At 69.7% G+C, this 23,435-nt stretch carries 28 protein-coding genes and 1 tRNA gene; 15 read left to right on the top strand and 14 right to left on the bottom strand.

What is annotated here, in order from left to right; translation table 11 throughout:
- Positions 1-27 precede the first annotated feature (27 nt).
- Genes ACFDS6_RS04445 through pgeF form a run of 3 tightly spaced genes read left to right on the top strand, consistent with a single transcriptional unit; the run spans position 28 to position 2,248 of the window.
- Positions 28-972: a class I SAM-dependent methyltransferase gene (locus tag ACFDS6_RS04445; RefSeq protein ID WP_375270949.1), complete on the top strand. Its 945-nt coding sequence runs from the start codon at positions 28-30 to the stop codon at positions 970-972.
- Positions 945-1,484, top strand: coding sequence for a GNAT family N-acetyltransferase (locus ACFDS6_RS04440; protein WP_375270899.1), 540 nt, complete (start codon positions 945-947; stop codon positions 1,482-1,484). Before ACFDS6_RS04445 ends, ACFDS6_RS04440 begins: the two co-directional genes overlap by 28 nt.
- Complete coding sequence (pgeF, locus tag ACFDS6_RS04435) at positions 1,481-2,248, top strand: peptidoglycan editing factor PgeF (RefSeq protein WP_375270898.1); 768 nt, start codon at positions 1,481-1,483, stop codon at positions 2,246-2,248. The genes ACFDS6_RS04440 and pgeF overlap by 4 nt, the downstream gene beginning before the upstream one ends.
- 24 nt (positions 2,249-2,272) lie before the next feature.
- Here pgeF and hslU read toward each other — a convergent pair whose 3' ends face one another.
- Together hslU and hslV are read right to left on the bottom strand one after the other, a co-directional pair.
- Positions 2,273-3,574, bottom strand: coding sequence for an ATP-dependent protease ATPase subunit HslU (gene hslU / locus ACFDS6_RS04430; RefSeq protein ID WP_375270897.1), 1,302 nt, complete (start codon positions 3,572-3,574; stop codon positions 2,273-2,275).
- An 8-nt stretch (positions 3,575-3,582) separates the two neighbouring features.
- Positions 3,583-4,128: an ATP-dependent protease subunit HslV gene (gene hslV / locus ACFDS6_RS04425; RefSeq protein ID WP_375270896.1), complete on the bottom strand. Its 546-nt coding sequence runs from the start codon at positions 4,126-4,128 to the stop codon at positions 3,583-3,585.
- 195 nt (positions 4,129-4,323) lie between these two features.
- Between hslV and ACFDS6_RS04420 the strand changes: the two genes are divergently transcribed.
- The gene (locus ACFDS6_RS04420) at positions 4,324-4,506 is read left to right on the top strand and encodes a hypothetical protein (protein WP_375270895.1); all 183 of its coding nucleotides are present in this window, start codon (positions 4,324-4,326) and stop codon (positions 4,504-4,506) included.
- Positions 4,507-4,510: 4 nt separating this feature from the next.
- Here the strand turns inward: ACFDS6_RS04420 and ACFDS6_RS04415 are convergent, their stop codons facing one another.
- The 4 genes from ACFDS6_RS04415 to ACFDS6_RS04400 all read right to left on the bottom strand — a co-directional run bounded on the left by ACFDS6_RS04415 (position 4,511) and on the right by ACFDS6_RS04400 (position 6,334).
- On the bottom strand, positions 4,511-4,927 hold the full coding sequence (locus tag ACFDS6_RS04415; protein ID WP_375270894.1) for a 3TM-type holin: 417 nt from the start codon (positions 4,925-4,927) through the stop codon (positions 4,511-4,513).
- A 167-nt stretch (positions 4,928-5,094) separates the two neighbouring features.
- Positions 5,095-5,631, bottom strand: coding sequence for a glycoside hydrolase family 108 protein (locus ACFDS6_RS04410; protein ID WP_375270893.1), 537 nt, complete (start codon positions 5,629-5,631; stop codon positions 5,095-5,097).
- A 112-nt stretch (positions 5,632-5,743) separates the two neighbouring features.
- Positions 5,744-5,820: transfer RNA gene (locus tag ACFDS6_RS04405), tRNA-Pro, on the bottom strand.
- A 202-nt stretch (positions 5,821-6,022) separates the two neighbouring features.
- Entirely contained in the window at positions 6,023-6,334 is a 312-nt protein-coding gene (locus tag ACFDS6_RS04400; RefSeq protein WP_375270892.1) for a putative quinol monooxygenase, read from the bottom strand.
- Between the two features lie 129 nt (positions 6,335-6,463).
- Between ACFDS6_RS04400 and yajC the strand changes: the two genes are divergently transcribed.
- Genes yajC through ACFDS6_RS04380 form a run of 4 tightly spaced genes read left to right on the top strand, consistent with a single transcriptional unit; the run spans position 6,464 to position 9,803 of the window.
- Positions 6,464-6,805, top strand: coding sequence for a preprotein translocase subunit YajC (yajC, locus tag ACFDS6_RS04395; protein WP_375270891.1), 342 nt, complete (start codon positions 6,464-6,466; stop codon positions 6,803-6,805).
- A 14-nt stretch (positions 6,806-6,819) separates the two neighbouring features.
- Positions 6,820-8,418, top strand: coding sequence for a protein translocase subunit SecD (gene secD, locus ACFDS6_RS04390; RefSeq protein WP_375270890.1), 1,599 nt, complete (start codon positions 6,820-6,822; stop codon positions 8,416-8,418).
- 13 nt (positions 8,419-8,431) lie between these two features.
- The gene (gene secF, locus ACFDS6_RS04385; RefSeq protein ID WP_375270889.1) at positions 8,432-9,406 is read left to right on the top strand and encodes a protein translocase subunit SecF; all 975 of its coding nucleotides are present in this window, start codon (positions 8,432-8,434) and stop codon (positions 9,404-9,406) included.
- A 28-nt stretch (positions 9,407-9,434) separates the two neighbouring features.
- Positions 9,435-9,803 carry an Mth938-like domain-containing protein gene (locus ACFDS6_RS04380; RefSeq protein ID WP_375270888.1) on the top strand — a complete coding sequence of 123 codons (369 nt, stop codon included), beginning with the start codon at positions 9,435-9,437 and terminating at the stop codon, positions 9,801-9,803.
- Between the two features lie 39 nt (positions 9,804-9,842).
- Here the strand turns inward: ACFDS6_RS04380 and ACFDS6_RS04375 are convergent, their stop codons facing one another.
- A complete protein-coding gene (locus ACFDS6_RS04375) occupies positions 9,843-11,018 on the bottom strand; it encodes a glycosyltransferase (protein WP_375270887.1) in 1,176 nt (391 codons plus the stop codon).
- 131 nt (positions 11,019-11,149) lie between these two features.
- Positions 11,150-12,502, bottom strand: coding sequence for a DUF2171 domain-containing protein (locus ACFDS6_RS04370; protein ID WP_375270886.1), 1,353 nt, complete (start codon positions 12,500-12,502; stop codon positions 11,150-11,152).
- A gap of 343 nt (positions 12,503-12,845) precedes the next feature.
- Between ACFDS6_RS04370 and ACFDS6_RS04365 the strand changes: the two genes are divergently transcribed.
- From ACFDS6_RS04365 to ACFDS6_RS04355, 3 genes are read left to right on the top strand one after another with little or no spacing between them, the layout of a single operon-like run.
- On the top strand, positions 12,846-13,598 hold the full coding sequence (locus ACFDS6_RS04365) for an NUDIX hydrolase (RefSeq protein ID WP_375270948.1): 753 nt from the start codon (positions 12,846-12,848) through the stop codon (positions 13,596-13,598).
- Positions 13,599-13,615: 17 nt separating this feature from the next.
- Entirely contained in the window at positions 13,616-14,362 is a 747-nt protein-coding gene (locus ACFDS6_RS04360; RefSeq protein ID WP_375270947.1) for an extensin family protein, read from the top strand.
- Positions 14,363-14,387: 25 nt separating this feature from the next.
- Positions 14,388-14,720, top strand: coding sequence for a barstar family protein (locus ACFDS6_RS04355; RefSeq protein WP_375270885.1), 333 nt, complete (start codon positions 14,388-14,390; stop codon positions 14,718-14,720).
- 3 nt (positions 14,721-14,723) lie between these two features.
- On the opposite strand, the gene ACFDS6_RS04350 is transcribed toward ACFDS6_RS04355, so the two are convergent.
- The 4 genes from ACFDS6_RS04350 to ACFDS6_RS04335 all read right to left on the bottom strand — a co-directional run bounded on the left by ACFDS6_RS04350 (position 14,724) and on the right by ACFDS6_RS04335 (position 17,508).
- A complete protein-coding gene (locus ACFDS6_RS04350) occupies positions 14,724-15,275 on the bottom strand; it encodes a hypothetical protein (protein ID WP_375270884.1) in 552 nt (183 codons plus the stop codon).
- A gap of 254 nt (positions 15,276-15,529) precedes the next feature.
- A complete protein-coding gene (locus ACFDS6_RS04345) occupies positions 15,530-15,832 on the bottom strand; it encodes a hypothetical protein (protein WP_375270883.1) in 303 nt (100 codons plus the stop codon).
- A 66-nt stretch (positions 15,833-15,898) separates the two neighbouring features.
- Positions 15,899-16,675, bottom strand: a complete 777-nt coding sequence (locus ACFDS6_RS04340; RefSeq protein ID WP_375270882.1) for a transglutaminase family protein — start codon at positions 16,673-16,675, stop codon at positions 15,899-15,901.
- Between the two features lie 95 nt (positions 16,676-16,770).
- Positions 16,771-17,508, bottom strand: coding sequence for a Bax inhibitor-1/YccA family protein (locus ACFDS6_RS04335; RefSeq protein WP_375270881.1), 738 nt, complete (start codon positions 17,506-17,508; stop codon positions 16,771-16,773).
- Between the two features lie 159 nt (positions 17,509-17,667).
- On the opposite strand from ACFDS6_RS04335, the gene thpR reads away from it, so the two are divergent.
- Entirely contained in the window at positions 17,668-18,210 is a 543-nt protein-coding gene (gene thpR / locus ACFDS6_RS04330) for an RNA 2',3'-cyclic phosphodiesterase (RefSeq protein ID WP_375270880.1), read from the top strand.
- 83 nt (positions 18,211-18,293) lie between these two features.
- Complete coding sequence (locus tag ACFDS6_RS04325; protein WP_375270879.1) at positions 18,294-19,883, top strand: spinster family MFS transporter; 1,590 nt, start codon at positions 18,294-18,296, stop codon at positions 19,881-19,883.
- A gap of 4 nt (positions 19,884-19,887) precedes the next feature.
- Here the strand turns inward: ACFDS6_RS04325 and ACFDS6_RS04320 are convergent, their stop codons facing one another.
- Positions 19,888-20,421: a superoxide dismutase family protein gene (locus ACFDS6_RS04320; RefSeq protein WP_375270878.1), complete on the bottom strand. Its 534-nt coding sequence runs from the start codon at positions 20,419-20,421 to the stop codon at positions 19,888-19,890.
- A 101-nt stretch (positions 20,422-20,522) separates the two neighbouring features.
- Complete coding sequence (locus ACFDS6_RS04315; protein ID WP_375270877.1) at positions 20,523-21,389, bottom strand: CDP-alcohol phosphatidyltransferase family protein; 867 nt, start codon at positions 21,387-21,389, stop codon at positions 20,523-20,525.
- 127 nt (positions 21,390-21,516) lie between these two features.
- Here ACFDS6_RS04315 and ACFDS6_RS04310 point away from each other — a divergent pair, with 127 nt between their 5' ends.
- Entirely contained in the window at positions 21,517-22,626 is a 1,110-nt protein-coding gene (locus ACFDS6_RS04310) for an inositol-3-phosphate synthase (RefSeq protein ID WP_375270876.1), read from the top strand.
- 26 nt (positions 22,627-22,652) lie between these two features.
- Positions 22,653-23,381 (top strand): NTP transferase domain-containing protein, encoded by a 729-nt coding sequence (locus tag ACFDS6_RS04305; RefSeq protein WP_375270875.1) that lies wholly within the window; start codon positions 22,653-22,655, stop codon positions 23,379-23,381.
- Positions 23,382-23,435: the final 54 nt, after the last annotated feature.

Here is a 23,435-nt window from a genome sequence, read left to right as displayed (position 1 = left end):
GGCGGGCCGATCCCGGTCAGCCAGTTCATGGCCGCCGCCAACGCGCATTATTACGCGACGCGCGATCCGCTGGGCGCGGCGGGCGACTTCACCACCGCGCCTGAGATCAGCCAGATGTTCGGCGAGCTGATCGGGCTGTGGGCGGCCGACCTGTGGGATCGCGCCAGTCGGCCAGCGGTGGCGTGGGTCGAGCTTGGGCCGGGACGCGGAACGCTGACCAGCGACGCCCTGCGCGCTATGCGCGCGGCCGGGCTGACGCCGCCGGTCCACTTCGTCGAGAACAGTCCGGCACTGCGATCGGTACAGGCGCGCGCCGTGCCGGACGCGACGTGGCACGACGACGTGTCGACCCTCTCATCCGATCGCCCGCTGATCGTGGTCGCGAACGAATTCTTCGACGCGCTGCCGATCCGACAGTTGGTGCGCGGACCCGATGGCTGGCGCGAGCGGCTGGTCGCGTGCCAGGACACGTTGTTTCTGCCGATCGCGGGCAATGCGATGCCGCCCGGGATCATGCCCGCGGCGCTCGACGCGGCGACGGCGGGATCGGTGGTCGAGACCTCGCCCGCGAGCGTCGCGATCATGGCGGGGCTGGCGGCGATGATCGAGGCGCAGGGCGGCGCGATGCTGGTGATCGACTACGGCTACGAAGGGCCGGCGGTCGGCGACACGTTGCAGGCGGTACGCGGCCACGCCTACGCCAATCCGTTCGAGGCGCCGGGCGAGCAGGACCTGACCGCGCACGTCGACTTCGCGACTTTGGGGCTGGCGGCGGAAGCGTCAGGGTGCCGGCGGGTCGGGCCGGTTGGGCAAGGCGCGTTCCTGTCCGCGCTCGGCATCGACGCGCGCGCGGCGGCGCTGGGTACGCGGGTCGAGGCGGATCGCCGGCGGCTGGTCGAGGAGATGGGCGACCTGTTCCGCGTGATGGCGGTGACCAACCGCGAATGGCCCAAGCCGGCGGGTTTCGCGTGATCGCCTACCGCGACGCGATGCCGGACGACGGTCCCGCGATCGACGCGATGGCGCGGCGCGTGTGGCTCGACACGTTCGGCCATTCGGCGCCCGCGGCCGATATCGAGCGCTACCTGGGCGAGGCGTTCGGCGCAGACGGAGCGCTGATCCGCGATCTGTTCGATCCGGCGTTCGACTACCGCGTCGCGCTCAGCGACAATCGGGTGATCGGCTATGCCAAGATGGGTGCGCCAATCTTCACCGACGAGGTGAACGCGCGCGGCGCGCAGCAGTTGCGGCAATTGTACGTCGACGCGGACTTTCACGGCTACGGCGTCGCGCCGGCGCTGCTTGACTGGGCGCGGCGGATCGCACGGGCGCGCGGGGCGACCAGCCTGCTCTTGACCGTGTGGAAGGAGAATGCGCGCGCGCGGCGCTTCTACGCGAAGCATGGCTTCGTCCACGTTGGCGATTACGCGTTCCAGACCGGCACGCAGGTCGACCGCGACCTCATCTTGCGGCTGGCATTGTGAGCGCGGTGGAGGTGATCCGCGCCGGCGTGCTGAGCACGGTGCCGCACGGGTTCCTGGGACGGCGCGGCGGCGCATCGGACGGCGTGTTCGCGGGGCTGAACGTCGGCGCCGGGTCGAGCGACGATAGGGCGGCAGTGGCGGAGAACCGCGCGCGCGCGCTGGCGGCGGTCAGGCCGGGCGCGACGCTGCTGACGCCGTACCAGATTCACTCAGCCGATTGCGTCACGGTGTGCGTGCCGTTCGCGGGCGACGTGCGCCCGCACGCCGACGCGCTGGTGACCAACAATCCCGCGCTCGCGCTGAGTATCGTCACCGCGGATTGCGCGCCGGTGCTGCTGGCCGACGTGGAAGCCGGGGTGGTCGGCGCGGCGCATGCCGGGTGGAAGGGGGCGCTGGGGGGCGTCACCGATACGACGATCGACGCGATGGAGGCGCTGGGGGCGGAGCGCGGGCGGATCACCGCGGCGGTCGGGCCGTGCATCGCCCGGGCGAGCTACGAGGTCGATCGTGGCTTCCGACGCCGGTTCGAGGAGGCGGACGCGGCGAACGAGCGCTTCTTCGCCGACGGCCGGGAGGGGCACGCGCAGTTCGACCTCGAAGGCTATGTCGTCCACCGGCTGGCATCGGCGGGAGTGCGGCGGATCGAGGCCACTGGGGTCGACACCTACGCCGACGAGCGCCGCTTCTTCAGCTATCGCCGCGCGACGCACCGCGGCGAGCCCGACTACGGGCGGCAGATCGCGATCATCGCGCTGCCGGGCTGACAAAGGGCTAGCCCGGCTAGCAGCCTAGAGGACGAAGCGGCTGAGGTCGGCGTTGCGCGCGACGCTGGCGAGCTGCTGTTCGACGTAGGCGGCGTCGACCACCAGGCTGTCGCCCTTGCGATCTTCCGCGTCGAAGCTGACTTCCTCCAGCAGCTTCTCCATCACGGTCTGCAGGCGGCGCGCGCCGATATTCTCGATCTCGCCGTTCACTTCGGCGGCGATGCGCGCGACCGCGCGGATGCCGTCGTCGGTGAAGCTGACATCGACCCCCTCGGTTGCGATCAGCGCGGTATACTGCGCGGGCAGCGACGCCTTGGTATCGGACAGGATCGAGACGAAATCGTCCTCGGTCAGCCCCTTCAGCTCGACGCGGATCGGCAGGCGGCCCTGGAGTTCGGGCAGCAGGTCCGACGGCTTGGCGACGTGGAACGCGCCGCTGGCGATGAAGAGGATGTGGTCGGTCTTCATCGGGCCGTATTTGGTCGAGACGGTGGTCCCCTCGATCAGCGGCAGGAGGTCGCGCTGAACGCCCTCGCGGCTGACCGAGCCGCCGCGCACGTCGGACACCGCGATTTTGTCGATCTCGTCGAGGAAGACGATGCCGTTCGCCTCCGCGTCGGCGAGCGCCACGCGGCTGACCTCATCCTGGTCGAGGCGCTTGTCGGCTTCCTCCTCGACCAGCTTCTCCCACGCGGCGGGGACGAGCAGCTTGCGGCGCTGCTTGGGGCCCGCGTTGCCGAATGCCTTGCCCATCATCTCGCTGAGGTTGATCATGCCGACCGACCCGCCGCCGGGAATGTCGAACGGCATCTGCGGAGTCTGGCTCAGTTCCAGCTCGATCTCGGTCTGGTCGAGGTGGCCGTCGCGGAAGCGCTGGCGGAAGCTCTCGCGCGTCGCCTGGCTCGAATCCTTGCCGACCAAGGCATCGAGCAGGCGGTTCATCGCCGCTTCCTCCGCCTTGTCCTTGACCGCGAGGCGGCGGCGTTCCTTCTCCAGCCGCACCGCCTCCTCGACCAGGTCGCGCGCGATCTGCTCCACGTCGCGACCAACGTAGCCGACCTCGGTGAACTTGGTCGCCTCGACCTTCACGAACGGCGCGTCGGCGAGCTTCGCCAGACGGCGGCTGATCTCGGTCTTGCCGCACCCCGTCGGCCCGATCATCAGGATGTTCTTGGGCGTGACTTCATCGCGCAGGTCGGCGCCGAGCCGCTGGCGACGCCAGCGGTTGCGCAGGGCGACCGCGACCGCGCGCTTGGCGTCGAGCTGTCCGATGATGTGCGCGTCGAGCGCGGCGACGATCGCCTTCGGCGTCAGATTGTCTTGCATGGGAGAACTCAATTAGCCGAGTCGAGGGTTTCGACGACCAGGCGATCGTTGGTGTAGACGCAGACATCGGCGGCGATCTTCATCGCGCGACGGGCGATCGTCTCGGCATCCTGTTCGTAGTCGACCAGCGCGCGCGCGGCGGCGAGTGCGAAATTGCCACCCGAGCCGATCGCGGCGATCCCGGCCTCGGGCTCCAGCACGTCGCCGTTGCCGGTCAGGATCAGCGTCACGTCGCGGTCGGCGACGATCATCATCGCCTCCAGGTTGCGCAGATACTTGTCGGTGCGCCAGTCCTTGGCGAGTTCCACCGCGGCGCGCATCAACTGGCCGTTGTGGCGCTCAAGCTTGGCCTCCAGCCGCTCGAACAAGGTGAAGGCGTCGGCGGTCGCGCCGGCGAAGCCGCCGATCACCTTTCCTTCCTTGCCCAATGTGCGGACCTTGCGCGCGTTGGGCTTCATGACCGTCTGCCCCATCGAGACCTGGCCGTCGCCCGCCACGACGACCTTGCCGCCGCGCCGGACCGAGAGAATGGTGGTGCCGTGCCAGACCGGCATGGAATGTGGATCGTTCCCGCTCATGGCGCGGCATGTAGGTAGCGCGGCGCGATTGTGCCAACCCCGCGCGGTGGCGGCGAGAGCTGGGGAGAAGGTACTACGCGGCTGTGCATGAAACGGGCTGCACGTTTTCCTATGTTGTAGCAAAACGGGGGAAACAGGCGCATGCGATGCCCTCCTCCAAGGAGAGAATACGTGCGTACCGACGACGAAGACCGCGACTATTACAACCGCCGCGCGGAGGCCGAGATCGAGGCCGCGAGCGCGACCGACAATCCCGCGGCGTGCCGGGCGCATTACCAGATGGCCGAACTCTACCTCGAACGCGCCTATCCGGACGAGGACGCGGCGGCGGACGAGGCCGCCACCACCCGCTGACGCCTCAGCGCGCGCGCTTTCCCCACTCGCGCGCTACCGTGTAGCCGAGATAGCCGGTGCCGAAGAGCGCGTAGAGCGGTTCGGGCAGCGCGTTCAGATAGGCGGTCATGCCGCGTGCGATCGCCTGCGCGGCCGCCGGGCGCACCGCGGCGATCAGCCCGACGGGCACGCTCCACAGCAGCAATGCGTAGATGACGTAGAGGAAGGTCGGGCGGGCGCGCGCGACCCAGGGATCGGCGGCGCTCGCCTCCGCGATGAGCGCGGCGATTTGCGCGCGCACCGCGTCGAGTTCGTGGGTGCGCTCCAGCCGGAGCAGTTCGCGCTTGGCGGCGTCGCGAGTCTGCGGATCGGGAATGATGCGGTCGAGCAGCTGCGCGAGCGGCGCGACGAGGCCGTCGACCAGCGGAGCGATGGTGGGCATTTGGACTCCTCTGCTAGAAAATGGCGGAAAACCGCGCGGTTCGGACGATTGCAGAAATGCGAAGTGGAGGAAGTGGAGGTTGAAACGCGTTTTTGTCGCGCGCCTCCACTTCGCCCGGCGGGGCCTGTCGAGGCCCGGCGGGGCCTGTCGGGCGCGACGCGGCGCGCTCAGCCGAGCCGGTTGGCGAGCCAGCCGTAGAGGAACGCCTCGTTCGCCGGGCGCTGCTCGGCGAGGGCCATGTAGCGTTCGCCCTGCAGCGCCTCGATCGCCTTCACCAGAACCGTCTCCCCGCTCGCGCGGCGGGTAAGGAGGAAGCGGTCGAGCGCCGACAGCGTCTGCGCGCCGAGGCGGCCGTCTAGCGTGACATCCGCGTAGTCGCTGGCGCCGCGGTTGAGCGCGTTCAGGGCGCGCTGGAGAAAGGTGACCGCGACCGCCGGCCCCATGTTGACGCCGGTGTCGAACAGCTCGGCGGCGAGCGCGGGCGCGCGGGTCGCGACCTGGTCGAAGGCCGGGCGCGTCCAGTAAATGCGGCGGTAGATCGCGGCGGCGGCGCCGCGCGAGAAATGCCGCATGTCGCCGGCATAGCCGTTCGCGCACGCAACCGCTTCCGTGATGCCGAAGCGGGTCGCTCCGCCGCGGTCGGCGGGATGATCGGAATAGCCGCCTTCGCGGTCGATCACGGCGTCGATGAGTTGGTCAATCATGATCACATTCCCCCAAGGTTGAGGGCGGAACATTGCGGGAACATCGGCGTGTAGGACAGCGCGCGGCGTGGCAGCCAGACAGGCGGCGTCGTACAACCAGTGATGCAAGATTTGGTCGGGGCGACAGGATTCGAACCTGCGACCCCCACACCCCCAGTGTGATGCGCTACCAGGCTGCGCTACGCCCCGACCGAGCGGCGGCCATTACGCGGGGTGGCGCGGTGATGCAAGGGGATGTGTCGTGCCGGGTGTTTCGGACGGGATGGGCGACTGGGCGGAGAAAGAAGCGGGATCCCGGGTCGAGCCCGGGATGCCGGTGGTGAGTGGCTCCCCCCTTCTGCGCTGCGGTCCTGCCGTGACCCGGCTTACCCTTGTACCCGCAACCTTTGCGTCACCCGCCGACGAGGTTGCGCCATTGCCGGCCGTCCCACGCGTCGATCTTCATCGTCGACGGGGCGTGGGCGCGCAGCACGCGGCCGAACGCCTTCTGGTGATCGGCCTGACCGTGCGCGGCGAGTGCCTCGGGCGAGGACCAGCGCTCCGCGACGCGGATCAGATCGGGATCGGCGGTGTCGAAGGCGAAGCTGTATTCCTCACAGCCTTTCTCGGTCAGCACGGTCGCGACGTGATCGGCGAGCATCTGCCGCGCCTTTGCACCCTCACCCTCGCCCAGCTTGATCGTGCCCATCACCAGGATCGTCATCGCCCGTTCTCCTTCACCTGACTGGCCTAGCGACCGCGCGCCGGTTGCGCCAACCCTTGCGCGATGGTAGCGCCGCGGACTTCCTGCGCGTGGGGTTTCCCTGCGCGCGCCCCGTTTTGCGTGGACACGATGCTCATCTCCCCAGCTTATGCGCAGGCCGCCGGCGGCGCCGCACCCGCGAGCGGCGCGCTCGGCGGCTTTCTCGGGCTCGCGCCGCTTTTTCTCATCTTCATCGTCTTCTATTTCCTGATGATCCGGCCGCAGCAGGCGCGCGTGCGCAAGCTGCAAAACGCGGTCGCCGCGGCGAAGAAGGGCGATTCGGTGATCACCGCGGGCGGGCTGGTCGGCAAGATCACGCGCGTCGAGGACGCGTTCCTCGAGGTCGAGATCGCGCCCAACACGCGCGTGCGCGTGGTCAAGGCGACGCTGGCGGAGATCACCCCGCTCGGCTCCAAGCCCGCCAACGACTGAGCGGACAGGCGAAGATGCTCGATTTCCCGCGCTGGAAGGTTGTCTCGATCTGGGCGTTGCTGGCGGTGCTGGTCGCGCTGGCGATCCCGAGCGTCGTGCCCGGCCTCGCCGCGCGCCTGCCGTTCACCGCGCCGACGATCAACCTGGGGCTCGACCTGGCGGGCGGCAGCTACCTGCTGCTCGAGGCGGACACCAACGACGTGGCGGCGACGCGCATCGAGGTGATGCGCGAGCAGGTGCAGACCGAGATGCGCCGCCAGAACCCGCGGATCGAGATCGGCGAGATCTCCAGCCGCGGGGGGCAATTGTCGTTCCTGCTGCGCGATCCGTCGAAGGTCGACGCCGCGCGCGAGCGGTTGCTGGCGATCACCGGCGGCGGCGCGGGCATGACCGGGCAGCGCGAGTGGGACATCCAAGTGGTCGACACCAGCCGCTTCGTGCTGACGCCGACGCAGGCCGGGCTCGCGCAGGCGGTCGACACCGCGATGCAGGACGCGACCGAGGTCGTGCGCCGCCGCATCGACGAACTGGGCACGCGCGAGCCGACGATCGTCCGTCAGGGATCGAACCGCATCGTCGTGCAGGTGCCGGGGTTGCAGAACCCGCAGGCGCTGAAGGACCTGCTCGGCAAGACCGCGAAGCTCGAGTTCAAGCTGGTCGACGTCAACGCCGATCCGGCGCAGCTCGCCAAGGGGCAGGCGCCGGCGGGGAGCCAGGTGCTGCCCTACCCCGGCAGCCCGTCGGGCATCCCGTTCATCGCGGTGAAGCGCTCCGCGATCATCACCGGCGACATGCTGTCGGACGCGCGGCAGGAGTTCGACCCGCAGACCAATGCGCCGCAGGTGTCGATCACCTTCGACAGCCAGGGCGGTCGCCGGTTCGCGCGCACGACGCAGGAGAACGTCAACAAGCCGTTCGCGATCATCCTCGACAACAGCGTGATCTCCGCGCCCAACATCAACGAGCCGATCCTGGGCGGGCGCGCCGCGATCAACGGCGGGTTCACGACCGAGAGCGCCAACGCGCTGGCGATCGCGCTGCGCTCGGGCAAGCTGCCGGTCGCGCTCAAGGTGGTGGAGGAGTCGACCGTCGGCCCCGATCTGGGCGCCGACTCGATCCGCGCGGGCATCCTCGCCAGTGCGGTCGCGGTCGCATTGGTGGTCGCGTTCATGCTGGTGACCTACGGCCGGTTCGGCGCCTACGCGAACCTCGCGGTCGTCATCAACGTGTTCGTGATCCTGGGCGTGCTGGCGCTGATCAACGGCACGCTGACGCTGCCCGGTATCGCGGGATTCGTGCTGACGATCGGCACCGCGGTCGACGCCAACGTGCTGATCAACGAGCGCATCCGCGAGGAATTCCACCGCGGGCGCAGCGTGGTGCAGTCGGTCGAGCTGGGATACAAGGAAGCGAGCCGGACGATTTTCGAGGCGAACGTGACGCATGCGATCTCGGGCATCATCATGTTCCTGCTGGGGTCGGGGCCGGTCAAGGGCTTCGCCGTCGTGCTGCTGATCGGCATCGCGACCAGCGTGTTCACGGCCGTCACCTTTACCCGCATGCTCGTCGCCGGCTGGGTGCGCCGCACCAAGCCCAAGACGATCAACATCTGAGCCGGGCGCACCCATGAAACTTCTCAAGCTGGTTCCCGACAACACCAACATCGACTTCGTGCGGTTGCGCGGCTGGGCGTTCGGGTTGACGATGCTGCTCAGCCTGCTCGCGGTCGGGCTGACCGTGTACAAGGGGCTGAACTTCGGCGTCGACTTCGAGGGCGGGTTGATGATCGAGGAACGGTTCCGCCAGCCGCCCGACCTCGACCGCGTCCGCGCCGAGGTCGACCGGCTGGGCGTCGGCGAGGCGGCGTTGCAGCAGTTCGGCGATCCCAACACGATCACCATCCGTCTGCCCGTCCAGTCGGGCGGCGACGAGGGCGCGACCAACGCCGCGGTGAAGAAGGTCGAGACCGCGCTGGCGCGCACCTTTCCGGGCGCGGAGTTCCGCCGTTACTCGACCGTGTCGGGCAAGGTGTCGGGCGAGCTGATCCGCAACGGCGTGCTGGCGGTGGTGCTGGCGGTGCTGGGCATCGGCCTGTTCGCGATCTTCCGTTTCGAGTGGCAGTTCGGCGTGTCGACGATCGTCGCGATCGTCCACGACCTGCTGATGACCTTGGGCTTCTTCGCACTGACGCAGTTCGAGTTCGACCTGAACATCGTCGCGGCGGTGCTGACGATCATCGGCTACTCGATCAACGACAAGATCGTGATCGACGACCGTATTCGCGAGAACATGCGCCGGTACCGCAAGATGGAGATGCGCGAGATCATCAACCTGTCGGTCAACGAGACGCTGCCGCGCACCGTGATGACCTCGGTCACGATCCTGCTCGCGCTGGGTGCGTTGCTGTTCCTGGGCGGCCACGTGCTGCGCGGGTTCACCGCCGCGATGATCCTGGGCATCTTCGTCGGCACCTATTCGTCGATCTACGTGTCGTCGTCGCTGCTCATCACGCTGGGTCTGCGCGCCGAGCCCGAGGGTGGCGCCGCGCGGCCGGGACGCGGTGGCATGGAGAATGCCGAACGCGTCGGCCCAAGGAACTGAGCGGGTGGTCACGCGCGGTGGTGGGTCGATGCGGATGGACCGCGCGGGTGCGGCGGGGCCGCTGATCCGCGGGCTGGGGCCGAGCGGCTTTCGCGTCGACGAGAACGTCTACACCGCGCTGACGCTGACCCCGACGCGCGCGGACGGATGGTCGCCGCCGCCGCTCTCCGAATTGAGCGAGCAGGACCTCGCCGCGGTGCTGGAGGGCACGCCCGAGTTCGTGCTGCTGGGGACGGGCGCGAACCTGGCGCGGCCGCCGCGCGCGCTGGTCGCCGCGCTGGAAGCGCGCGGGATCGGCGTGGAGGCGATGGACAGCCGCGCGGCGGCGCGCGCCTGGGGCGTGCTGCGCGCGGAGGACCGGCAGGTGGTGGCGGCGCTCTACCCGATCGACGCGTGATCGGGCGCGGCCGCGCGCCGCGGCTCTCGTATTGCAAGCTTAGCTGCGCCGGTGGTCGGCGATCAGGCGTGACAGGTGAGCGTGGAGCGCCGCGGTGTTGGCGGCCCAGGTGAAGCGTTCGGCGTGGCGGCGCGTGGCGGCGCGCGGCGGTGGGTCGGCGATCAGCGCGCCGATGGCGGACGCGAACGCCGTCGGGGTGCGCGCGACGATGCGGCCGGCGTCGGCATCGGTCACCACCTCGCGCGCGCCGCCGGCGTCGGGGATGACGATCGGCGTGCCGCAGGCGAGCGACTCGATCCAGGCGTTGGCGAGCCCCTCCGAGGTCGAGGCGAGCGCGGTCGCGTCGGCGGCGGCGAGCCAGCGCGGCAGGTCGGCGTGCGGCACGCTGCCGAGCAGGCGGACGCGGTCGCCGACGCCGCGCTCGACGATCAGGCGCTCCAGCGCGGCGCGCTCCGCCCCCTCCCCCGCGATGGCGAGCGTGACACCGGGCAGGTCGGCCACGGCCTCGATCACGACGTCGTGCCCTTTGCGCGGGATCAGCGCGCCGACCGAGACGACGAGCGGACCGGGGACGCCGAGCTCGCGCTTGAGCGCGGCGCGATCGGCCGGTGCGAAGCGGTCGAGGTCGACGCCGGTGTGGTGGACGCGGATGCGGTCGCGCGGCATGCCGAGCGCGGCCATGTCGTCGCGCATCGCGGCGCTGACCGCTAGAAGGCCGTCCGCCCCCTGCCCCGCGCGGCGCACCTGCGCGGCGGTTGCGCGCGCGCGGCCCCAATGGTGGATGTCGGCACCGCGCGCCTTGATCGAGACGGGCACGCCATAGCGCGCGCCTAGCGCGACCGCGGCGAGGCCGTCGGGAAAGAAGAAGCTCGCATCGATCACGTCGAATGCGAAGTCGGCGCGGAGGCGGTCGAGCACCGGCACTAGCGCGCGCGCGAGCGCGGCGGCGTGGAAGCGGCCGGCGGTCGCGGGCAGCGCGGTGAAGCGCGGACGCAGCACGTCGAGCCCCCGCCACATCTCGCGCGGCGGCAGCGTCGCGAGCGCGCGATAGTGCGGGTGGCGCGTGAGCGGCCACGGCGGGAGCCCGCGCGGGGCGACGACGCGCAGCTCGACACCCGCGTGCGCGGCGAGACCGAGCGTCTGCTGCTCGACGAAGACGCCGAAATTGGGACGGGTCTCGTCGGGGAACAGGGTGGAAAGCGTGAGCACGCGCATGCCGCGCAGCTATAAGCGGCGGGCGTTAACGAGTAAGCGTATCGCGTTCGGCCACCCGCTCCGTGACGTGGACCAGACACGAAAAGGCCCGGACGTTTCCGCCCGAGCCCTTCCTGCTACCTGATCGCGGCTTACTTGTTCTGGTAGGTACCAGAGAAGCTGCTGTTCAGGTCGGTGTCGCTGCTACCCGCGCCGGCGCTTGACGACGCGCTGCTGCCGCTGGCGGCACTGCTCGACTGGCCCGTGCTCGACTGTCCGGACGTGCTCTCACCACTGCCGTAGCCGGTCGCGCGCGACGATTGCGAACGCTGGCCGGCCATGTTCTCGCTGGTGCGATCGCCGTAGCCGAACATCGCCTGCTTGTTCTCCTCGTCGCGCCACTGCTTCTTTGCCTCGTCAGCGGACTTGGACAGGGTCACCTTGTCGTCCTCGACCGACTTGATCCAGCTCGACGGGATCGAGTGGTGCTGACCGCCCGCGTCGACGTCGTTCTTGGTCAGGAGAATGCGGTCGCCGCGCACCTTGTCGACGGTGCCGACGTGGCTGCCGTCAGAGCCGACGACTTCGGCATGCTCCTTCACCTTGTCGAGCGAGTCGCGCTGCGTCTGACGATTGGTGCGCCACGAGCTGAACTCGTTCTGGAACTTGGTGCGGTTCTCGCTGCGATACTCGTCATAGTCGCGATCGAGTGCGGCGATCTGGCCCGAGCGCCAATGGTGGTAGTCGGAGTCGCGATCATGCGAGCCGCGCTGGTTGTACTCGCGTTCGTCGTAGCGATTGTCCATCTCGCGGCGGCGCTCCGCCTCGTCGTCGCCAAACCAAGAGCGTACCTCGTCTCCGGCGCGCGCGAAGAAGCCGCGGTCCTCGTAATCGTAGCCCTGCGGCGGGCGACCGTAATTGCCACCGCGCTGCGACGCGCCGCGATCGTTCCCGCCGTAGCGGTTCTGGTCGCTGCCGTAGCGGCCGCGCTCATCGCGGTTGCGGTCGCGATAATTGTCGTCGTCCCAGTGCTTGCGGTCGCCGACGTCGACGAAACGGCGCCCGTCCGAGCCGTAGCTGCCGTGATATTCGGTGCTGCCGCCCGAGCTATTTTGAGAACCGTGCTGGCGCGACTGGCCGTAATTGGACTGGCCGTAGTTCGACCGGCCGTAGCCCGAGCGACTATCGTCCGACCCGCGATCGTCCGAGCGGCCGTAGCTGGAGCGGCCGTAGTCGCGGTCGCGATCATAGTCGCGCGCGTAACCGGCGTTGCCGTACTCGCGCTGGCCGTAGGACGAACCCGAGCGGGAGCGGTCGCGATCACGGTCTCCGCGATAGTCGCGGTCATCGTCGCGACCCATCATGCCCGCGGACTGATAGTCGCGCGCGCTCGAGTAGCTGTATTGGCGGCCGGAGCCGTAGTCGCGGCCATAATCCTGCGGCTGGTCGCGATCGTAGTAATCGCCCTGGGGATTGGTGCCGCGCGGGTAACGTTCGTAGCCCATTAGGTCCTCCTTGCTGGACAGCAACGCGCCGATTTTCTGCGTCGTGTGCATGAGAAGAAAGCCTGAGCGCGTCGCTTCGTTCCTGTTGTTACGCCTATGCAACAGGGTCTTGTCGCACCTGGTGCATGGTTGATCTGCATCACGCCGGACAATCGCAGGGCGCGTACTTGCGTCGGCCGCGCGGCGTCGTGATGATGCGGGGGATGGAGAGCTTCATGGTCGAAGGCAGGCAAATGACAATCGCCGGCAGGGTCGCGGCGTCGCGCGATGGCGCTCCGGGCCGCACGCGGTGACGCCCGCCGACGCGCCCACCGCGCAGGTCGTCGACGCCGACGACCCCGACCTGCCTGCCGCGATCCCCGCCGCGACTCTGGTGATCTTCCGCGAGGTGGACGGTGCCGCGGCCGAGCTGCTGATGGTGGAGCGCGCGCAGAAGATGGTGTTCGCGGCGGGCGCGATGGTGTTCCCGGGCGGTCGGATCGACCCGGGCGACTACGCGCTGGCCGAGGCGCTGGCGCCGGCGGATGCGGAGGATGCCGCGGCGCGGATCGCCGCGATCCGCGAGACGATCGAGGAGGCGGGGCTGCCGGTCGGGCTGGCCGAGATGCCGACGCTGGGCGCGATCGAGGAGATGCGGCGCTCGCTCCACGCGGGCGCGGCCTTCGGCGACGTGCTGCGCGACGCGGGCGCGCGGCTCGACCTCGCCGCGCTGGTGCCGTTCGCGCGTTGGCGGCCGGCGCACCGGCACATGCGCATCTTCGACACGCGCTTCTTCCTCGCGCGCCTGCCCGCGGGTGCGCCGTGCGCGAGCGTCGACGAGACCGAGAACGTCCGGCTCGCCTGGGCGAGCGCGCGCGACGTGCTGGACGAGGCGGACGCGGGTCGCCTATCGATCATCTTTCCGACGCGGCGCAACCTGGAGCGGTTGGCGCAGTTCCCCTCGTTCGACGCGGCGGTGGCGCATGCCCGCGCCACCCCGCAGCGCGTCGTCACCCCCTGGGCCGAGACGCGGGACGGAGAGGAATGGCTCTGCATACCCCAAGACCTGGGCTATCCGGTGGCGGCGGAACCGACCAGCAGCGCGCTGCGGGGGTGACGCGGGGCGCCAAGGTCATCCGCGCGCTGCGTCGGTCGGCGCGGGCGTTGGTGGTGCTGGGCGTGCTGGCGACCGTCGCGCTGGTGGCCTGGGGATCTTTGCGCGGGCGGCCGCAGGACCTGCCGTGGACCCCGCTCGACCTGTCGCAGCCGATCGGCGCATTTACCGGACGGAAGCTGACCGCGCTGGGCGAGGATTTCGGCGCGTGTCGCGCGCTGCTCGACCGCGCGGGCGTGCGCTACACCGCGCTGCCGCCGCGCGATGGCGGCGGGCAGTGCGGCTACGACGACGCGGTGCGCTTCACCGACGGCGGGGCGCGGCGGATCAGCTACGCGCCCGCCGCGCTGGGCGTCGCCTGCCCGGTCGCGGCGGCGCTGGCGAAATGGGAGTGGGACGTGGTCCAGCCCGCGGCGGAGCGCTACCTGGGGTCGCGCGTCGCCACGATCGAGCATTTCGGCAGCTACTCGTGCCGGCGGATCTACGGTCGCGACGCGGGCAATTGGAGCGAGCATGCCACCGCCGACGCAGTCGATATCGCGGGGTTTCGGCTGGCGGACGGGCGGCGGGTGACGGTGGTGCGCGACTGGTCGGGCGACGGCGACGCGCGCGCGCGGCGGCAAGCCGCGTTCCTGCGCGCCGTGCGCGACGGCGCGTGCGAGCTGTTCGCTACCGTGCTGTCGCCCGATTACAACGCCGCGCACCGCGATCACTTCCACCTCGATCAGGCGAGCCGCGGGGCGATGGGGTGGCGGGCGTGCCGGTGAGTGGCACGGGGCGGCGGTCGGGTCGGTGACGGACTGTGAAATCACGCTCGATGCCGCGGCGTGGCGCGACTTTCGCGATATCTACGCCGCGCTGCTGACAGCGCTGGGTGCGCCCGAGTGGCACGGGCCGAACCTGGACGCGATGTACGACGCGCTGGTCGCGGGGCATTATCGCGCCTTGGCGGTGTCGCAGCCTGGGCCGGGCGAGAATGGTGCGCAGCGACGGCCGTTGCGGGTGACGGTGACCAACGCGGAGACGGCGAGCGCGGCGGGGCGCGCCTATCTCGCGCGGCTCGTCACCGTGTTCGACGACGCGCGCGCGCAGTATGGCGTGGAGGCGCGGCTGCTGATCGCGTGACGATCAGTGGAGCGGCGCGCCGGCCTCAACCTTCTCGACCCAGTGCGGGTAGAAGGCGGGTTGGCGCGACGACCAGCCCGACGCTGTCGCCGCGGCCTCGCTGATCGATTGCAGCAGCTTGCGTCGCAGCTCCGGGTGGAGGTGCGGGAGCGCGGCGGCCGAGCAGAAGGCGGCGGGCAGCCACGGGCGCACGCGCGCGCCGATCAGCCGCTCGTAGAGGAAGCGGTAAGCCGAGAAACTGAGCAGCCGACCTTGCCCGAGATCGAACGCCGAGGTGACAACCAGCGGGCTGAGGAACGGTTCAACCGAGTCGAGCCCGCTGTCGTCGGGTACGTTGGCGCGCAGGTCGTCCAAGCGGCGATAGTGGCGCGCCTGCGCGCGGATCGAGGCGGCCTCGACCACGTCGCGCGACCAGCGCAGCATCGCGTCCTGCCGATCAAGCCCGACGTCGAGGCTGCGGCGCACGTAGCGCTGCGTCGCGGCCGGGAAGCTCGCGAATTCCTTCATCTCCGCCAGCGTCATCGCGCCTTCTGCCGGTTTACTCCTCGCGCTCATCTGTCACCCCGCCCGATCCATGCCATGCGAAGCATCATGCGCCAGGATGGTTAACGCCAGCCTTAACGGATGCGTGCGCCGCGTCACAAATGCATCATGGAAGATGCCGCAACGCAACATGAATGCGGTGGAATGATCCCGCGAACACATTTGTTACGTGCGAGCGTGTCCTGCCGACAACGGGTCTGCGCGCCCTCAACGAGAAAAGGGCTGGCGCGCGGCCAGCCCTTTCCCATGTCGAACAGTACGGAGTGTCAGGCGTCGCGCTGGCGTTCCGCCTCGGCCGCGGCGTCGAAGCCCGACGAGGCGGGCGGCTCGTCCTTGCGGCCGGGGATGGTCGAGGAGATCGGGTCGGAGGCGTCCATCGATTCATCCAGACCCTCGTCGAGCTTGGCATCCTCGTTCGACGGGTCCTTCTGCAGCCGCTTGTTGATCATCTTGTCCTGGCCGGCGTCTTGGCGCGCGTCCTTGCTGCCGCCAGCGTTGCCGGCCTGCGTACCGTCGGGCGCGACCGACATGCTGTCGAGCGCGCGGTCGTCGATCGAGTTATCGGGCACCTGAACCTCCATCCATGTTTCGACACATCAACGACGCGCGCGCCCCCCTGTTCCTAGGTCCCGTTCCTAGAGGCGCGTCACCGTCACGCGCTGCTGCTGGAGCCAGGCGCTGCCGAAGATGGTCATGAACGCGATGTCGGTGGCGTCGCGCCCGACGCAGACGCGCGCGATCTCATCGGGGTGAGCCATGCCGGTGGGATCGACCAGGTGCCATGCGCCGCCGAGCCACAGTTCGACCACCGCGTGAAAATCGGGCGGGTCGACGCCGGGCGCGTAGGCGGCGACGCAGCGCGCGGGGATCTCGCCCGCGCGCGCCAGTGCGACGAGCAGGTGCGCGAAGTCGCGGCACACGCCGCGCCGCTCGGCGAAGGTATCGAGCGCGCCGCTGCGTCCGTCGCTGCCCGCACCGTCATAGTCGAGGTTGCCGCGCACCCAGTCGGTCAGCGCGATCGCGAGGCTGCCGCCGCGCAGGCCGGCGAAGGTGCGGCGGACGAAATGGTCGAAGCGGTGCGACTCGCAGTAGCGGCTGGGCAGCAGATAGGGGATCGTCTGCGGTGGAAGCAGGCCAGCGGGGGTGTGCGGCAGCGCGTGGAGCGGCGGCGTCGCGCGGTCGACGCTGACCACCGCGCGGTAATGCGCGACGAGGCGGTGCTCGGCGGTCGCCCAGGTGCGCTGTCCAATGCCCTCCTCTCCGTCCACCGCGCGGATCGGATGGTCGCTCTCGATCATGAGCGACTGCTGCTCGAGCCGCTGATCGGGCAGCGCCGCCGCCTCGATCTGGAGCAGCACGTCGGCGCGCTCGGGAAAGCCGTAATCGAGGAAAGCGTCGATCGAGAGGCGCAAGCGCGATGATCTTTCGTGAGAGTTGCGCGAACAGAAAAAAGGCCCGGCGGTGATCCGCCGGGCCTTCATTCACTAGCCTGTCTCGCTATCGTAGATCAATCGCGACCCGAGCCGAACAGGCGCAGGATGAACAAGAACATGTTGATGAAGTCGAGGTACAAGGTCAGCGCGGCGAGCACCACGGCCTTCGACACCAGCTCGCCGTGGCCGGCGACCTGGAAATACATGCTCTTGGTACGCTGCGTGTCATAGGCGGTCAGCCCCGCGAACAGCAGCACGCCAACCAGCGAGATGACGAGGCCGAGCGGGCCCGACTGGATGAACATATTGAGGATCATCGCGACCAGCAGGCCGACGACGCCGATGACCAGGAAGGTGCCGAACGCCGACAGGTCACGCTTGGTGGTGTAGCCGTAGAGGCTGAGCGCCGCGAAGCCGGCAGCCGTGGCGAAGAATGCCTGCGCGATCGCGACCGGCGAGTAGACGAGGAAAATCGTCGACAGCGACAGCCCCATCGCGACCGCGAAGCCCCAGAACATCGCGCGGAGCTGACCCGAGCTGAAGCGGTTCTGCCCGAAGCTCATCGCGAACACGAAGGCGAGCGGCGCGAGCACGATCACCCACTTGAGCGGGGTCTGGAACACCGCCGCGGCGTAGCCCGACAGCGCGAATGCGAGCGCGACGATGCCCGTCAGCAGCACGCCCGAGGTCATGTAGTTGTAAACAGACAGCATGTACGACCGGAGACCCGCGTCGTGGGCGGCGTCCCGCGTACCGGCCTGTTCCGCCCCGAAGCGAGCGGTAGAGGACCGAGGGTCCGACCAGTTTGCCATTGTCAAATTGCTCCTTCGTCCGGCATGGAACGCCGGATCAGTAACGAATATTGCGCGCGGGCGATCCGTTTTCAAGCGAGCCGGGGGTCAGGCGGGCGACCGAGCAATTGTTCGTTACACGCCTGGTCGCGCCGGTTCGCGGCGAATCGTGGAGGCACCATGCACCGCCTGTTCGTCGCCCTGCGCCCGCCCCCCGATATCCGCGACGCGTTGATCGACGCGATGGACGAACTGCGGGGCGCGCGGTGGCAGGACGAGGAGCAGTTGCACGTCACCTTGCGCTTCATCGGCGCGGTCGAGCGCCCCCAGGCGGAGGACATCGCCGCCGCGCTGGCAGCGGTGTCGGCCCCGGCGATCGAGGCGCGGGTCGACGGGGTCGGCACGTTCGACCGGCGCGGGCGGGTCGACACCCTGTGGGCGCGGATCGTGCCCGCGGACCCGCTCGCCGCGCTGCACCGCAAGGTCGACCAGGCGCTGGCGCGCGCGGGCGTGGCGCGCGACGAGCGCCGCTACCTGCCGCACCTGACGCTGGCGCGGTTCGGGCGGTCGAGCAGCGACGCGGGCGCGATCGCGCGCTGGGTGGCGGACCACGCCGCGCTGTCGACGCCGTCGTTCGTGCTGCCCCACCTGATCCTGTACGAAAGCCATCTGGGGCACGAGGGCGCGCAGTACGAGTCGGTCGCGCGCTGGCCGCTGGCGTGACTAGGTCGGGTGCGCGCTCGCCGCTGGCGCCGCGCTCCCCTGCCCGCTAGGCTCGGCGACAACGACACGAAAAGGGGACGGGGATGGCGGGACCAGAGACAGCGGGGTCGCCGATAGCCGGCGAGGTGCCGCAGAGCGAGGTGCGCGCGAGCGGTTACGCCTGGTACGTGCTGGCGTTGCTGTTCGTCGTCTACATCCTGAATTTCGTCGACCGGCAGGTGATCTCGATCCTGGCCGAGGACATCAAGCGCGACCTGCACCTGAAGGACGAGGACCTGGGGTTCCTCTACGGCACCGCGTTCGGCGTGTTCTACTCGCTGTTCGGGATTCCGCTCGGGCGGCTGGCGGACAGCTGGTCGCGGGTGCGGTTGATGACGATCGGGCTCGGGCTGTGGTCGACGATGACCGCGCTGTCGGGCTTCTCCTCGTCGGGCGCGCAGCTAACCGGGGCGCGGATCGGCGTCGGCGTCGGCGAGGCGACCGCGTCGCCATCGGCCTACTCGCTGATCTCGGACTATTTCCCCAAGAAGCTGCGCGCGACCGCGCTGTCGATCTACTCCGCGGGCATCTACGTCGGCGGGGGCTGCTCGCTGTTCATCGGCGGCGCGATCGTGCAGCGCTGGAATGCGGCCTATCCCGCGGGCGGACCGCTGGGGCTGGTTGGCTGGCAGGCGGCGTTCCTGGCCGTGGGGCTGCCTGGACTGGTGCTGGCGGTGTTGATCGCGACGGTGCGCGAACCCGTGCGCGGCGCGGTGGAGGGATTGCCCGAGCCCGAGCGGCACCCGGCGCCGTTCCGCGCCTTCTTCGACGAACTGGTCACGATCCTGCCGCCACTGACGCTGATCGGCGCGCTGCGCGGGGGGACGCGCGCGCTGCTGGTCAACCTGCTCGGGCTCGGCGTCGTCGTGGTCGCGGTGGTGGCGCTGCTGGCGGCGGGCGAGCCCGCGCCGCAGTGGCTGGCGGTCGGCACCGGCTGCTACGCGGTGTTCTCCTGGGCGTGCGCGCTGAAGCGGCGCGACCCCGCGACATTCGCGCTGATCGTCGGCACGCCCGCGTTCGTGTGCACGGTGGTGGCGTACGGGCTGAACGCCTTCCTGGCCTATGCCGCGAGCTTCTGGGCCGCGCCCTACGCAATGCGCGTGTTGGGCGTGGAGCCGGCTACCGCGGGGCTGATCCTGGGCAGCGTCGGCGCGCTGTCGGGGTTCCTGGGGGTGACGGTCGGCGGGGTTGTCGGCGACCGGCTGCGGCAGCGCAACCCGGCCGGGCGACTGGTGATGGTAATCGCGGGCGCGGTCCTGCCGGTGCCGTTCCTGGCGATCGGCTTCACCACCGGTTCGCCCGGCGTGCTCTATCCGTGCCTGTTCGCGGCGCAGTTCCTGGCCAGCCTGTCGCTCGGATCGGCGGCGGCGACGACTCAGGACCTGGTGCTGCCGCGGATGCGCGGCGCGGCGACCGCGACGTTCTTCATCGGCACGACGCTGCTCGGGCTCGCGCTCGGGCCGTATCTCGCCGGGCGGGTGTCGACGCTGTCTGGCAGCCTGTCGACCGGCATGCTGTCGCTGTTGCTAACGGTGCCGATCACGCTCGCCGCCGCGATCGCCGCCTATCGGCTCGTCCCCGCCGCCGAGCGGACGCGCGAGGAGCGCGCGCGCGCGGCGGGCGAGGTGATCTGAGCGCTCAGGCGGGCTGGAACACGCCGCAGGCGATGCGGTCGCCCGAATTGCCCGATGGGTCGGTCATCAGGTCGTCTGCCTTGGCGTGGACGATGAACGCCGCGCCGTCCGCGTCCATCAGCCCGGCCATGGTCGCGCCGGGGATCGTCGCGCCGACGGTGCCGCGCCCGCCCGAGTCGATCACGAGGTTGGGCAGATCGCCGTAGTGCGGCCCCTGCGGGTTCATCGTGCCGTGCTTGCGCTCCGTCGGGTTCCAGTGACCGCCCGCGGTGGTGAAGGCGGGCGCGTCGCAGCGGCCGGTCATGTGGACGTGCGCGCCGTGCGTGCCGACGGGCATCGACATCGCGTCGACGGTGAAGCGCAGCCCGCCCGCCACCTCGGTCGCGGTCGCGCGGCCCACGTCGGTGCCGTCCGCGGTACGCAGACTCGCCACCGCCTTCGCGCCGCCCGCCATCGGGGTGCCCGTCGCCATCTCCTCGCGCGCGCACGCGCCGAGCGCGAGTGCCGTGCCCGCTACCATCACCATCGCCAACCGCATGATCTTCTCCCTGTTATCCGAACGGATCAGGATCGAAACGGACCGAACGGCGGCGCGTTCCGTGCGGGCGGTCAGGCTTCGGCGGTCAGGCCCTGAGACGATCAAGCCCCGCGCGCGACGAGCGCGGCGATGCGGCGCGCGCTGGCGGCGCCTTGCAGGATCGCGAACACCAGCACGGCGTTGAGCAGCACGACTTCGATCAGGAAGAACCAGACGGCCGAGCCCGCGATCATGCTGAGCCCGAGCAGGATCGTGCGCGGATTGGCGCCGAGCAGCGCCAGTACCGGCAGCGTCCGCGCACCCGCCGCGCGCGCGATCTCCGCGATGCGCGCGCGCTGCACGCGGTCGTGCTCGGCGCCCACCACCAACGCATCGACGCGCCGCGTCGCGCCCGACATCCTGTTCCACGCCCACAGATAGGCGCGCGACAGCGCACCGCCGAGCCCCGGTTGCGGCGCGCGCTGGTTCTGCAGCCACGGCACGTCGTAGACCCACCATTGATAGCTGCGCCGTCCGCTCTCGGCGTAGACCGACTGCACCGCGCGCGAGATGCCGGCGGCGAGCGCCAGCGCCCAAGCGACCCAGCCGATCCGGTCGTCGAGTTGCGCGGCGAGCAGCGCGTAGAGGATGCCGTGGCCGAAATAGTCGCACATGCCGTCGACCACCTCGCCCGACGGCGAGGCACGCCCAGACAGTCGCGCGAGCATGCCGTCCGCGCCGTCGACGACGTGCCATGACAAATGGAGCAGGAACCCGATCGCTATGCCCCAGGCGCCGCCGACCAGCGTGTAGAAGACCCCGGCGGATACCACCATCAGCGCGCCGAACACCGACACCATGTTGGGCGTGACAGGCGTCGGCACCAGCGCGCGGGCGAGCGCGCCGGCGACCGGATGGTAGAGCCAGGCGTTCAGAAACCCTTGCAGTTCCCGCGGCTTTCCCGCCACAGTGGGGTTGGAATCGTTCACGTTTTCCCTCGTGCAGGAATGGCCGAGATCGGCTAGGGAGATCGCTTCGCTTGACAGCCGCAACGGTTCTGTCACGGAGCGGCAAACTTTCTGTCTTGTGCCGGGTGCGCCCGGCAAGTGGGGATCAATGAACACCATCAAGGTCGCGGTTATCGGTGTCGGCAATTGCGCCAGCAGTCTGGTGCAGGGCAAGTACCATTATACCGGCAGCAACACCGCCGCGGGCCTGATCCACGAGGACATCGGCGGGTACAAGGTGTCCGACATGGAGTTCGTGGCGGCGTTCGACGTCGACTCGCGCAAGGTCGGCCTCGACCTGGGCGAGGCGATCTTCGCCAAGCCGAACTGCACCAAGGTGTTCCACGCCGACGTGCCCAAGACCGGTACGATCGTGAAGATGGGCGCGAAGCTCGACGGCGTTGCCCCGCACATGCTGACCGCCGCGAACGACCGCGGGTTCGAGATCAACGACACGCGCGACGCGGAGAAGGCGGAGATCATCGCCGAGCTGAAGAGGTCGGGCGCGGAAATCCTGGTCAACTTCCTGCCCGTCGGCAGCCAGGAAGCGACCGAGTTCTACATGGAATGCGCGCTGGAGGCGGGGCTGGGCGTCGTCAACTGCATGCCGGTGTTCATCGCCTCGCGTCCCGAGTGGGAGAAGAAGTTCGCCGACGCGAACCTGCCGATCATCGGCGATGACGTGAAGGCGCAAGTCGGCGCGACGATCGTCCACCGCGTGCTGTCCAACCTGTTCGGCCAGCGCGGCGTGACGATCGATCACACCTATCAGCTCAACACCGGCGGCAACACCGACTTCATGAACATGCTCGACCGCAACCGGCTGGCGAGCAAGAAGGAGTCGAAGACCGAGGCCGTGCAGGCCGTCATCGCCGAGCGGCTGGCGGACGAGAACATCCACGTCGGCCCGTCGGACTATATCCCGTGGCTGGGCGACAACAAGCTGTGCTTCCTGCGCCTCGAGGGTGACCTGTTCGGCGGCGTCCCGATGAACCTGGAGCTGCGGCTGTCGGTCGAGGATTCGCCCAACTCGGCCGCGGTGGTCGTGGACGCGATCCGCTGCGTGAAGCTCGGGCTCGACCGCAAGGTCGGCGGCGCGCTGACCGGCCCGTCGGCGTTCTTCTGCAAGCACCCGCCCGAGCAGGTGACCGACGATGTCGCGGCGCAGATGACCGACGAGTTCATCGCCGGCCACGAAGCACGCATCGCCGCCGAGTAAGGCGCGAGCGGCCGAGGACCGATCCCGTGCACGCCGTGATCGTCGCAGCCGGCTATGGCAGCCGGCTGCGCGCGGTGTCGCCGTCGAAGCCGCTGACCCCGGTCGCGGGCGTGACGCTGATCGACCGGGTGATCCTGGCGGCGCGTGACGGCGGCGCGAGCGGGTTCACGGTCGTGACGGGGCACGAGGGCGACGCGCTGGAAGCGCATCTCGCGCGAACGGCGCGCGCGCACCGCCTGGATATCGGCTGCGTGCGCACCGACGATTGGTCGCGGCCAAACGGATACTCGGTGCTGACCGGCGCCGCGCGGGTCGGACCCGAGCGGCACTTGCTGATGATGGCGGATCACCTGTTTGATCCCGCATTGGTCGCGCGCGTGATCGCGGCGCCCCCTGCCCCGCTGGTGCTCGGCGTCGACCGGCGGCTGGACAATCCGCTGGTCGACCTAGACGACGTGACGCGGGTACGGAGCGTCGGCGAGCGGATCGTCGCAATCGGCAAGCACCTGCCCGCCTACGACTGCTACGACACCGGCGTGTTCGCGGTGGACGAGCGCTTCCACGACGCGTTGCGCCGCTCGATCGCAGCCGGCGGCGCGGGGTCGATTTCCGCTGGCGTCGAGGCGCTGGCGCTCGGAGGCGAGGCGCGGCTGATCGATGTCGGCGACGCGTGGTGGCTCGACGTTGACGATCCGCGCGCGCTGGAACAGGCCGAAGAGGCGCTGGCGGGGCGCGCGCCTGGGCTGGCGGCCTGAGCAGCAAGAATATGTAACCGTTGCGGCCGGAACGCCGCGGCGATCGCGGCGATT

The sequence above is a fragment of the Sphingomonas sp. genome, from assembly GCF_042095875.1.
Taxonomy (GTDB): domain Bacteria; phylum Pseudomonadota; class Alphaproteobacteria; order Sphingomonadales; family Sphingomonadaceae; genus Sphingomonas.
Note: the sequence above shows the minus strand (reverse complement) of the source record. Positions and strands in the feature narration are given on the sequence as shown.